At 41.8% G+C, this 11,696-nt stretch carries 12 protein-coding genes and 2 pseudogenes; 7 read left to right on the plus strand and 7 right to left on the minus strand.

Annotated features, from left to right (window positions below; translation table 11 throughout):
• Positions 1-22 precede the first annotated feature (22 nt).
• Positions 23-1,351 carry a pyruvate dehydrogenase complex dihydrolipoyllysine-residue acetyltransferase gene (gene pdhC / locus M1M80_RS08095; RefSeq protein WP_060398546.1) on the plus strand — a complete coding sequence of 443 codons (1,329 nt, stop codon included), beginning with the start codon at positions 23-25 and terminating at the stop codon, positions 1,349-1,351.
• Positions 1,352-1,355: 4 nt separating this feature from the next.
• Positions 1,356-2,768, plus strand: coding sequence for a dihydrolipoyl dehydrogenase (lpdA, locus tag M1M80_RS08100; RefSeq protein ID WP_003222288.1), 1,413 nt, complete (start codon positions 1,356-1,358; stop codon positions 2,766-2,768).
• A 44-nt stretch (positions 2,769-2,812) separates the two neighbouring features.
• Here the strand turns inward: lpdA and slp are convergent, their stop codons facing one another.
• The gene (gene slp / locus M1M80_RS08105) at positions 2,813-3,187 is read right to left on the minus strand and encodes a peptidoglycan-associated lipoprotein Slp (RefSeq protein WP_060398547.1); all 375 of its coding nucleotides are present in this window, start codon (positions 3,185-3,187) and stop codon (positions 2,813-2,815) included.
• A 418-nt stretch (positions 3,188-3,605) separates the two neighbouring features.
• On the opposite strand from slp, the gene M1M80_RS08110 reads away from it, so the two are divergent.
• Positions 3,606-3,725, plus strand: coding sequence for a GapA-binding peptide SR1P (locus M1M80_RS08110; protein ID WP_003232305.1), 120 nt, complete (start codon positions 3,606-3,608; stop codon positions 3,723-3,725).
• A 58-nt stretch (positions 3,726-3,783) separates the two neighbouring features.
• Here M1M80_RS08110 and M1M80_RS08115 read toward each other — a convergent pair.
• Both M1M80_RS08115 and speA read right to left on the minus strand, forming a co-directional pair.
• Positions 3,784-4,933: pseudogene (locus M1M80_RS08115) on the minus strand (IS3 family transposase).
• A 115-nt stretch (positions 4,934-5,048) separates the two neighbouring features.
• Entirely contained in the window at positions 5,049-6,521 is a 1,473-nt protein-coding gene (speA, locus tag M1M80_RS08120) for an arginine decarboxylase (RefSeq protein ID WP_060398548.1), read from the minus strand.
• A gap of 184 nt (positions 6,522-6,705) precedes the next feature.
• On the opposite strand from speA, the gene M1M80_RS08125 reads away from it, so the two are divergent.
• Positions 6,706-6,972, plus strand: a complete 267-nt coding sequence (locus tag M1M80_RS08125; RefSeq protein ID WP_003238797.1) for a UPF0223 family protein — start codon at positions 6,706-6,708, stop codon at positions 6,970-6,972.
• Positions 6,973-7,004: 32 nt separating this feature from the next.
• Here the strand turns inward: M1M80_RS08125 and M1M80_RS08130 are convergent, their stop codons facing one another.
• A complete protein-coding gene (locus tag M1M80_RS08130; RefSeq protein ID WP_060398549.1) occupies positions 7,005-7,643 on the minus strand; it encodes a YktB family protein in 639 nt (212 codons plus the stop codon).
• A 239-nt stretch (positions 7,644-7,882) separates the two neighbouring features.
• Between M1M80_RS08130 and M1M80_RS08135 the strand changes: the two genes are divergently transcribed.
• The 3 genes from M1M80_RS08135 (at position 7,883) to M1M80_RS08145 (ending at position 9,461) form a co-directional block, all read left to right on the plus strand.
• Positions 7,883-8,071, plus strand: a complete 189-nt coding sequence (locus M1M80_RS08135; RefSeq protein ID WP_009967148.1) for a hypothetical protein — start codon at positions 7,883-7,885, stop codon at positions 8,069-8,071.
• A gap of 138 nt (positions 8,072-8,209) precedes the next feature.
• The gene (gene suhB, locus M1M80_RS08140; RefSeq protein WP_060398550.1) at positions 8,210-9,007 is read left to right on the plus strand and encodes an inositol-1-monophosphatase; all 798 of its coding nucleotides are present in this window, start codon (positions 8,210-8,212) and stop codon (positions 9,005-9,007) included.
• A gap of 25 nt (positions 9,008-9,032) precedes the next feature.
• Complete coding sequence (locus M1M80_RS08145; protein WP_080429099.1) at positions 9,033-9,461, plus strand: GNAT family N-acetyltransferase; 429 nt, start codon at positions 9,033-9,035, stop codon at positions 9,459-9,461.
• 72 nt (positions 9,462-9,533) lie between these two features.
• On the opposite strand, the pseudogene M1M80_RS08150 reads toward M1M80_RS08145, so the two are convergent.
• From M1M80_RS08150 to M1M80_RS08160, 3 genes and pseudogenes are all read right to left on the minus strand, one after another.
• Positions 9,534-10,083, minus strand: a pseudogene (locus M1M80_RS08150) (hypothetical protein).
• 141 nt (positions 10,084-10,224) lie between these two features.
• Positions 10,225-11,127, minus strand: a complete 903-nt coding sequence (locus M1M80_RS08155) for a prolyl oligopeptidase family serine peptidase (protein ID WP_060398552.1) — start codon at positions 11,125-11,127, stop codon at positions 10,225-10,227.
• 75 nt (positions 11,128-11,202) lie between these two features.
• Positions 11,203-11,637: an Rrf2 family transcriptional regulator gene (locus M1M80_RS08160; protein ID WP_060398553.1), complete on the minus strand. Its 435-nt coding sequence runs from the start codon at positions 11,635-11,637 to the stop codon at positions 11,203-11,205.
• Between the last annotated feature and the right edge of the window lie 59 nt (positions 11,638-11,696).

Here is an 11,696-nt window from a genome sequence, read left to right on the forward strand (position 1 = left end):
TCAAACTAGGAGGTCGAGAACTGTGGCATTTGAATTTAAACTTCCAGATATCGGGGAAGGTATCCACGAAGGCGAAATCGTAAAATGGTTTGTCAAGCCTAACGATGAGGTAGACGAAGATGATGTACTGGCTGAAGTCCAAAATGATAAAGCAGTAGTAGAAATTCCTTCACCTGTTAAAGGAAAAGTATTAGAATTAAAAGTTGAAGAGGGAACGGTTGCAACTGTTGGACAAACGATCATTACGTTTGATGCACCTGGTTACGAAGATCTTCAATTTAAAGGCAGCGATGAGTCTGACGATGCGAAAACTGAAGCACAAGTTCAGTCAACTGCAGAAGCTGGACAAGACGTTGCGAAAGAAGAGCAAGCTCAAGAGCCTGCAAAAGCAACTGGCGCAGGACAGCAGGATCAAGCTGAAGTTGACCCGAACAAACGCGTGATCGCTATGCCTTCTGTACGTAAATATGCTCGTGAAAAAGGCGTAGACATCCGTAAAGTATCTGGTTCAGGCAACAACGGACGTGTTGTAAAAGAAGATATCGACAGCTTTGTAAACGGAGGAGCGCAAGAAGCTGCGCCGCAAAAAACAGCTGCACCACAAGAAACAGCTGCTAAACCGGCTGCTGCACCAGCTCCAGAGGGCGAATTCCCAGAAACACGCGAAAAAATGAGCGGTATCCGTAAAGCAATTGCGAAAGCGATGGTTAACTCTAAACACACTGCTCCTCACGTAACGTTAATGGACGAAGTGGACGTAACAAACCTTGTTGCACATCGTAAACAGTTCAAACAGGTTGCTGCTGATCAAGGAATCAAGCTGACTTACTTGCCTTACGTTGTAAAAGCTCTTACATCTGCACTGAAAAAATTCCCTGTTTTAAACACGTCAATTGACGATAAAACAGATGAAGTAATCCAAAAACATTACTTCAACATCGGTATCGCTGCAGACACTGAAAAAGGTTTGCTTGTACCGGTTGTGAAAAATGCAGATCGTAAATCTGTCTTTGAAATTTCTGATGAGATCAATGGCCTTGCAACAAAAGCTCGTGAAGGCAAGCTTGCTCCAGCTGAAATGAAAGGCGCATCTTGCACAATTACAAACATCGGTTCTGCCGGCGGACAATGGTTCACTCCGGTTATCAATCATCCAGAAGTTGCGATTCTTGGTATCGGACGCATTGCAGAAAAAGCGATTGTTCGTGATGGCGAAATCGTAGCAGCTCCAGTCTTAGCTCTTTCTCTCAGCTTCGACCACCGTATGATCGACGGAGCAACTGCGCAAAATGCATTAAATCACATCAAGCGTTTACTGAACGATCCACAATTAATTTTAATGGAGGCGTAATGTTATGGTAGTAGGAGATTTCCCTATTGAAACAGATACTCTTGTAATTGGTGCGGGACCTGGCGGCTATGTAGCTGCCATCCGCGCTGCACAGCTTGGACAAAAAGTAACAGTCGTTGAAAAAGCAACTCTTGGAGGCGTTTGTCTGAACGTTGGATGTATCCCTTCAAAAGCGCTGATCAATGCAGGCCACCGTTATGAGAATGCAAAGCATTCTGACGACATGGGAATCACTGCTGAAAACGTATCAGTTGATTTCACAAAAGTTCAAGAATGGAAAGCTTCTGTTGTAAACAAGCTTACTGGCGGTGTAGCAGGTCTTCTTAAAGGCAACAAAGTAGATGTTGTAAAAGGTGAAGCTTACTTTGTAGACAGCAATTCAGTTCGTGTTATGGATGAGAACTCTGCTCAAACATACACGTTCAAAAACGCAATCATTGCAACTGGTTCTCGTCCTATCGAATTGCCAAACTTCAAATATACTGAGCGTGTCCTAAATTCAACAGGCGCTTTGGCTCTTAAAGAAATTCCTAAGAAGCTCGTTGTTATCGGCGGCGGCTACATCGGAACTGAGCTTGGAACTGCGTATGCTAACTTCGGAACTGAGCTTGTTATTCTTGAAGGCGGAGATGAAATTCTTCCTGGCTTCGAAAAACAAATGAGCTCTCTCGTTACACGCAGACTGAAGAAAAAAGGCAACGTTGAAATCCATACAAATGCGATGGCTAAAGGCGTTGAAGAAAGACCAGACGGCGTAACAGTTACTTTTGAAGTAAAAGGCGAAGAAAAAACTGTTGATGCTGATTACGTACTGATTACAGTAGGACGCCGTCCAAACACTGACGAGCTTGGTCTTGAGCAAGTCGGTATTGAAATGACGGACCGCGGTGTCGTGAAAACTGACAAACAGTGCCGCACAAACGTACCTAACATTTATGCAATCGGTGATATTATCGAAGGACCGCCGCTTGCTCACAAAGCATCTTACGAAGGTAAAATCGCAGCAGAAGCTATCGCTGGAGAGCCTGCAGAAATCGATTACCTTGGTATTCCTGCGGTTGTCTTCTCTGAGCCTGAACTTGCATCAGTTGGTTACACTGAAGCACAGGCGAAAGAAGAAGGTCTTGATATCGTTGCTGCTAAATTCCCATTTGCAGCAAACGGCCGTGCGCTTTCTCTTAACGAAACAGACGGCTTCATGAAGCTGATCACTCGTAAAGAGGACGGTCTTGTGATCGGTGCGCAAATCGCCGGCGCAAGTGCTTCTGATATGATTTCTGAATTAAGCTTAGCGATCGAAGGCGGCATGACTGCTGAAGATATCGCGATGACAATTCACGCTCACCCAACATTAGGCGAAATCACAATGGAAGCAGCTGAAGTGGCAATCGGAAGTCCGATTCACATCGTAAAATAATGCTCATATCAAAAACAGCCCTCGCTCAAAGCGGGGCTGTTTTTTTATTTTGACAGCACATGCTGTAATGGTTTAATGATGTCTTCTTTCTTTTTCACACCTCCCTCGATTTTTACCACGACATGGCGCTGATCCACAACCATAAGGGTAGGGACGGTTTCAATCTCATCTTCCCAGCCCTCTTTGTTATCATAGACCTTCATTTTATCTATTTGCTCAGGATAATCTTTTTCTAAATCAAGCAGTGCATCATAATATGGCGCTTCCTGGTCAATTTGGTTTTCATCAGAAAAAAACAGGATTTGTGTATGATGAATGTTGTCAATCCGGCTTTTTTTCATCGGATTGATGGTGGAAAGCGTACAGCCCGATAAAGCAAATACTATTATCAGTATGGGGAATACCGCGCGATATCGCATCTATCTTCTCCTCTGTATAAACAATAGTAAACTAGTTTTAGTTTATCATGAGAGGCGGCTTAAACTGCTTCTTGTTACCTAATTGTTATATAATTGAAACCGTTTTTAAAGTGATATTACATATCATATCAATCGTTTCAAATAGCGATCTGGGGGTATATAGGATTTATCGCTGTGTTCTTCAATAAACGTTCAAGAAAACATGAAATCATAAATATGTTTTGGCATATGTATCGATTAAAGCTGTTGCATGAAGAAGATATAGTGTGAAGGAAGACGAAAAAATATGCTATATATAAGGATATAGAAATAAATGTGTTATACAATTTATTGTTGACATTTTAAATGTGACATATTAATATAATAGCAACAAAAGAAATTAAGCGTTTTCAAATTTCAAAGAAATGGGGAATGAGAGATGGGTACGATTGTTTGCCAAGATTGCAACGAAGCCATTCATTACTTTGAAGATGAGAAAGTGACAACATTATACGGAACATGCTGCGGACAATGTCAATGTCCTGTTGATGAAGAGTAAAAAAAGCATGCGGCTAAGGGACTGACCCCCGTTTTTGAGACAGGGATCAAAACACCTTTTAAACAGCCAATTGCCGATAGCTTATCGGTGATTGGCTGTTTAGTTTCGTTTGAATACGAATGTTGTTATAATAATAAATGTATTCTTTGACAGTGCGTTCTACGATGGCGGTCGTGGTTCGATCAATGCTGTTGAGATAGAACGTTTCAGACTTTAGTGAGGAATAAACGAATCGATGGAGGCATTATTAGCGGGCGTCCCTTTGTGGGACATGCTCATGGTAATGCCTTTTGTTTTAACAGCTTTCTGATGCTCATAAGATATGTACACAGAACCTTGGTCACTATGTAACACGCAGTTCTGAGGCAGTGTTGGCAGCTGATCAAGTGTGTTTAAGACAAAGTCTGTGTCCTGCTTATCTCCAATCGTGAAAGCAATCACTTCTCCATTGTATACATCCAATATACTGGAAAGGTACAATTGTTTCTGTCCATAAGGCAAATACGTGATATCCGTTACTAGTTTTTCAAGAGGATGATCAGACTGAAAGTTCCGATCTAATATATTATCGACCACGGCATATGGCTGCCCATTCTTCTTGCGCCTTTTCACCTTAACCCGGCACTGCCACTGATTTTTCTGCATGATACGCTGAACCGTTTTATGGTTAATACGCATTCCCTTTTTTAATATAGCTGTAATTTTTCGATATCCATATCGATACTTGTGCTCTCGGCACAACGTGCCGATTTGTTTTTTCAAATGGCACTTGGGATGATCTTTCGTCAGGTTCTTCTTCCAACGATAATAAGACGCTCGTGAGATACCTAAATGAACACAGATATCCTGTACGGTCATTGTGCTGTGCAATACTTCTACAAGTTCGACTGACGTTTGGCTATCAACTTCCTTTCCAATTCGTTGTACTTTTTTAAAACTTCATTCTGTTGTCTCAGATAACGGTTCTCTGCCTGCAGTTTCTCTAATTCGGAAGCATACTCCGGACCTTTTCCGTAAGTGTATTGCTTACCAACAGGTTGTTCGAATCGATGTGTATCCCCAGCCTTATGCCACCTAACCCATGTCTGAACCTGCGTCTTATTCTTGATATTCAATTCCTGCATGATCTCTTTCATAGGCACGCCTGCCAATCTCATTTCTACAGCCTTCTGTTTGACTTCAATCGGATAACTCACTCTTGTTCCCATACAAAAAACACCTCCAAGTCTTATTTCGGATAACAACTATCCATTTTCAAACTTGAAGGTGTTTTTTATTTGTCTCATCTTATGGGGTCAGTCCCTAAAGCCGCATGCTTTTTATTTATTGAATCGCTTTTTGCTCTTTAATGACCCGGATCATGTTTAGCGACGAGTCCTCAGGCCCTTGAACAGGGAGACCTGCGTCGAGGTTCTTGAAAATGTAGCTGATGTTTTCTTCTGTAATAATCTCACCTGGAATGAAGATTGGAATACCAGGCGGATATACCATGACAAATTCAGCGATAATCCGTCCGGATGCTTCTTTTAATGGGATGACTTCCGTATTTGCATAGAAAGCATCACGCGGTGTCATTGCCAATAAAGGAATTTCCGGAAGCAAAACCTCAGTTTGCTGATGTGTTACATCTTGTTCTGACATTTGATGTGCGATCTCCGTTAAAGCCTCTACAAGCCGGTCTGCATCATTTTGGCTGTCACCAGGGGTGAAAATACACAAAATATTGTACAAATCAGAAAGCTCAACTTCAATATTAAAGGATTCACGAAGCCATTTTTCAACGTCATGACCTGTAAGCCCAAGATTTTTGACAGAGATAATCAATTTTGTCGGGTCATAGCTGTAAGCTGCTTTCGAACCAAGAATCTCAGAACCGACACAATAAATGCCTTCAATCTGATTGAGGCGATCTCTCGTCTGGTTGGCAAGCTTCAGTGTCTCCTCAGCAAGCTGATGGCCTTCTGTTGAAAGGCGTTTTCTGGCAACATCCAGAGAGGCGAGAAGCAAGTAAGATGTTGACGTTGTTGTCAGCATGCTCAGGATGGATTGCACTCTGTCTTTAGATACAAGGCCTTCTCTCATGTTTAAAATAGAGCTTTGGGTCAGTGATCCGCCCAGTTTGTGGACACTTGTCGCTGCTATGTCTGCTCCTGCCTGCATAGCTGAAAGCGGCAATTCGTCGTGAAAATGAATATGAACGCCGTGTGCTTCATCAACAAGCACCGGCACATCGAACGAATGAGCGAGTTCTACAATGCTTTTTAAGTCGGCTGCAACACCGAAATATGTCGGGTTGATGACGAGAAGCCCTTTTGCATCTGGGTGCTCGGTAAGCGCCCGTTTAGCAGATTCAAGTGTAATGCCGTGGGAGATGCCCAATTCATTGTCAATTTCAGGATGAATAAAGATTGGGATCGCTCCGGAAAATACAATAGCTGTCATAATTGATTTGTGCACATTTCTTGGAATAATAATTTTATCTCCAGGTCCGCAAACAGCCATCACCATTGTCATAATGGCGCCGCTTGTTCCTTGAACAGAAAAAAATGTGTGGTCCGCGCCAAATGCTTCAGCCGCCAGATCCTGTGCTTGTTTAATGATGCCTTTTGGCGCGTGCAGGTCATCTAATGGTTCAATATTGATTAAATCTATGCTTAACGCGTTTTCACCGATAAATTGTCTGAATTCTGGGTCCATTCCTGCCCCTTTTTTATGGCCGGGAATGTGGAATTGAACAGGCTGTCTGCTTGCATGCTTTTTCAGTCCTGTGTATAAGGGTGTTTCATGTTGCGACAATTGTTTTCCCACCTTTGTAATCATACCTATGCATAATAGTGTGTATTAAAATCAGTTTCTCAACCGTTTTTTAGACGTAAAACAAATGAATTATATTATGAACTTGAAAGAATGTAAAGAACAATTTATGATCAAATGAAGATGCTTTCTCTTAAGGGAAGTAAATCTATAAGGAGTGAAGAAAATGGAATACCAATATCCGATGAATGAAGATTGGACAACCGAAGAAGCAGTAGATGTGATTGCGTTTTTCCAGCAGGTTGAGCATGCATATGAAAAAGGCGCGGATCGTGAAGAACTGCTTAAAGCTTACCGCCGTTTCAAGGAGATTGTCCCGGGGAAGGCCGAGGAGAAAAAGCTATGCAGCGAGTTTGAAGAACAAAGTACATACTCTCCTTATCGTACGGTCAAACAAGCAAGAGAATCTGATCAGGCGAAGATTAAGATGTAAGAAAAAGAGCCGGGTGATATCCCGGCTCTTTTTTATGCTTGTGATACTTTTTGGGTGAAACGGTACAGAAAAGCAAGCTGCTGGAAGGCATCGTCGATACGCTGAAGGAATTCCTGGTTGTTCATATTCAGCACTTCTTCTTTTTGAAGCTGGATGCCGCATAACAGCTCGGCTTTCTTTATGGTCTGCAAACGCTCAAACAACGTCTTCAGCTGTTCCTTGTCCATTTCAGACTGCTTATGTACTCCCGGTTTTGTGTGATCTGCGGACCAAACGAAGCTGTCTGGAATATTATTGGTAATCGTTTCCTGGTTCGCTTCAAGCAATTTGCCGTATTCTTCTTTGATAGGGGATTCATAAATAATCGCGAACCACACAAATACGTGGCTTTCCCATAAACCAATCTGAAAATGCGGCAGTTTTTTATAGCCTCTTTTGCTGTTTGCGAACGCCACCCAGCTGTCAGCAGGGGGATTGACGGATCTTCTTGCGTGCTTTGCCACATGCGGAAACATTTCATCTCCGGTTAGAGCTGATAAAGTTGGGGCAAAATGTTCGCCTAGAGCTGTAAGCTTCGGACGGACCGTCTCTTTTAATACTTCCATGCGCGCGTCTAAGCCTTCTATTGTAAATGTGTTAAAGTCTTCTTCCGTAAAACGCATTTGTGTCATGATTTTCCTCCTTCATGCTAAGTATACATATTTTATCACAGTTAGGACGAGCGGCAAAAAGATTGAGCGCGTTTGAAGAAAGGGGAAATGTGGTAATAAACGAGTAGGTAAACACACAATTTTCAGAATCATGTTACGCGTAAATAGAACAATCATACGATATAAGAAGTAATCATTGTTGAATGGCAAAATGGGATGCTTTTTTACAAACAAATGATCTCTGGAAGGGGCGAAAGACAATGAGGCAAGTTGTGAAAGAGGGATTTAAGGAAGAGAAAAACAATCGTGTAGCTGTCTGGAGACTAGAGGTTGATTATGAATTGGCAACCCTATATGAAGCAATGCAAAAAGAAAATGAAGAACAGATTGAGCAAAGCAAAAACAAACTTGAGCGACTCAGAAAAGAATGGATTCGTCTTAACGGGTAAAAAAGCGATAGTGAAAACGAACCGCGTGAATGGTTCGTTTTTACATGAGAAGGGATATTTTTCATTTTCCTTGCTTTTTCACCGCCGTTATCAGTATCCTATAAAATAAAGGTCTACATAGAAGAGAGGTACGCACGAATGACAAATTGGACGGAAATTGATGAAATTGCAAAGAAATGGGTAAGAGAAGCAGGCGCGAGAATTAAACAATCCATGCATGAAAGCCTGACAATTGAAACGAAATCAAATCCGAATGATTTAGTCACCAATATTGACAAAGAAACGGAAAAGTTTTTCATTGACCGCATTCAAAAAACGTTTCCGGGACACCGCATACTCGGCGAAGAAGGGCAAGGGGACAAACTCCACTCACTTGAGGGAGTCGTCTGGATTATCGACCCGATTGACGGGACGATGAATTTTGTGCACCAGCAGAGAAATTTCGCAATTTCAATCGGAATTTTTGAAAACGGAGAAGGGAAAATCGGGTTAATTTATGATGTGGTGCATGATGAGCTGTATCACGCATTTAGCGGCAGAGGAGCTTATATGAATGAAACGAAGCTGGCTCCCTTAAAAGAAACCGTCATTGAAGAAGCGATTCTTGCCATTAATGCGACATGGGTAACGGAAAACAGAAGAATTGATTCAAGTGTGCTAGCGCCCCTTGTGAAAAGAGTCAGAGGCACACGATCCTACGGTTCTGCCGCTTTAGAGCTGGCAAATGTCGCGGCAGGAAGAATAGATGCTTACATCACGATGCGGCTTGCGCCATGGGATTATGCAGCCGGCTGTGTGCTGTTAAATGAAGTAGGAGGCATTTATACGACCATTGAGGGAGAGCCGTTTACCTTTTTAGAAAATCACAGTGTGCTGGCCGGAAACCCATCTATACATAAAACGATATTTGAAGAGTATCTTCATGCTGGAAAGTAGGCCTTTTGAACAAGATGACCTCAGCTTGTTAGAGAAGCTCGCGGAGGCTCATCCTGTATGGAAAGAGGAGGAGTTTGGGGAGAAAGATGCAGAAAGCTATATAATCTCCTATTCCATGTACAACGGGTCATGGCTTGTATGGGAAAAAGACGGTCAGCCTGTTGCCGTCAGCTATCATCTCGAGTGGGCGCCTTCCAACGGAAAGCCGTGGCTTGGAACGGTGCTGGTAGACCCGGATGAAGAAAAAAAGGGACATGCGAGGATAATCATTGAACGGATCAGCAAATCGCTTAGAGACAAACATAAAGCGATGTTTGCGGCAGTTCCCATTGACCGCAGTGAATGGATACTGTTTTTGAGCCAATGCGGCTTCGAACAGCTGAAAACGGAAAATGATGAGAAAGGCAAATCATTTTTGATCTTGGTAAAGCCTTTAGCGGAAGCTGCCGTATGATGACGGCAGCTTATTTTTTGTATGCCAGTACCTTAAAAAGCCTCCCAAAATTGAGAGGCATCTGTTGAAAAATTATTTTTTCACTGCATGAATATAATGAATCGTTTCAAACGCTGACAAATAGTCTGTTCGATTGCCAAAGAAAAGGCCATTAATGTCGGCTGGTGATAGATGTTCATAGATCAGCAAACCTGATGAATCTAACATTTTTTCAATTTCATCATAAGTAAAACAAGATTTCATCGGTTCTCCGCTTGCAGCAGCCATCTTCACCAGATGTTCAACTCTATTTGATGTTCCTTTTGCTGTAAAGAGTGTTTCGTCCGCGTAATCAAAAACGATAGAGCTCCCTGATGGGACATGAGAAAATAAATCAAGCTTGCATCTTCTTCTCGTGTTAAATAATAAGACACTCTCAGAAGGCTGAAGAATGTTTATCTTTATCAATGTTGAAAAGCGATGTTCCCTGAATCATATTCTCACTGATGTCGGAAAACTCTTTTTCGTTAATAAGATCTTTTGTAATAAAATCATCAAAAATGAGAGGCGTGTCATATCGGCTGTGATACGCACGGGCAAATGCTGAAATCAAAGACGTTAAGCTGGACTCATTTTTCCTCATGAAATAATCCTCCCATAAAAAATAAGATTCCCCTGGTCAGGAGAATCTTATTATACATACAAATATATAAATGGTAAATTATGGAGTAAATAATTTTTTTGTCAATGTTTTTGTTCTTTTCTTCAGTCGTATGAACTTCCTTTATTTCATATGCTTACGTTCATTCTTTAGATAGCAGTTAAAAAAATCTTTTACAATGTTAAGAGTATGATGCTGGGTAAAACCGGTATGTCCGGCCTCCTTTATTTTATACATAATGGCATCGTGGCCTGCTTTTTTTAGTGCGTGATAAAATTCAGCGCTTTGCTCATACGGAACGACGTCATCCTGATCACCATGCATAATAAGAATTGGCGGCGCCTCGCGATGTACATATTCAATAGGACTGGCTTTTCTGGCTTTTTCCTTATGTTCCTGAATTGCCCCGCCAATAAGCTTGGATTCAGGAGAATGAGGGGAGTCATGGTCAAAAATAGACGGATATCGGCTCATTGTCAGTAAATCGGTCGGCCCAAACCAATCTGTAATGGCCTGCACTCGACTCGATACATGTGCATATTCCCGGTTTCCATCGAATTCTTTTAATCCTTCAGTTAATCCGAGCAGTAGAGCCAAGTGTCCGCCGGAAGAATCTCCCCAAACCCCAATGTTTTGCGGATCAATATTGTATGCTGAAGCGTTGGCTTTTAAAAAACGTACTGCTGTTTTTATATCCTGCAGCTGAGCGGGGAAGACTGCATCGCCGCTTCCTCTGTACTGCACACTTGCGACGGTGTACCCCTCTTTTGCAAATTCAGCAAGCTGAGGCAAAAAGGCGTATGTATCCTGTTTTGTCCAGCCCCAGCCGCATCCTTGTAAATAAATTATTAAAGGGTAGGTTTCTTGGTTGCCTTTTTTGTCAAACAACGCATCCATTGGATCGCGGCGCACCAACAAATTTAATGTAAGAGTAGTATTTTCTACGGTTGAAAATTCAATATCAGGAATAAGTTGTACATATGAATTAACATTTTGCTCCCAATGAAGTTCTTTTATTTCTTTCATCTCATCATCTCCAGTATGAAATAGGGTTTATCTGTTGTAATAAACTTCATTACAACGGTTATAAAAAAAGTATGCTTACTGTGAAGCATTCCTTTTTTGAACGATTAATTCAGTCAGTTCTTTTACGCTTGTTTCCTTCAATATATTCTCCATGGCGTCTTGGGCTTTTAATAAAATGAGCTCGAGAACACGATGAATATTTGCTCCGACCCAGCAGTTTGGGTTGGGGTTTTCATGGGAATGAAAAAGCGCGCCTTCTTCAACAACTTCAGTGGCCTTATAGATGTCGTATAAAGTGATGACGTCTGCATCTTTTAATAAATAAGCCCCACCCGAACCCCTTTTCACATCGATTAGACCTGCTTTTTTTAATAAGCGGCTGATTTGGCGGATAATGACTGGATTGGTATTTACGCTGTCAGCCATTTGTTCTGAGGTGAGGTGATCCGTCCGCACATTTAATAGAGACAACATATGTACGGCTATCGTGAAGCGGGTGCTGATTCTCATGGTATCATCCTTTCGTTGTAATGATTATAATTACAACAGAAACGAAAATCAATACATGT

Source organism: Bacillus inaquosorum, assembly GCF_023238325.1.
Lineage (GTDB): Bacteria > Bacillota > Bacilli > Bacillales > Bacillaceae > Bacillus > Bacillus inaquosorum.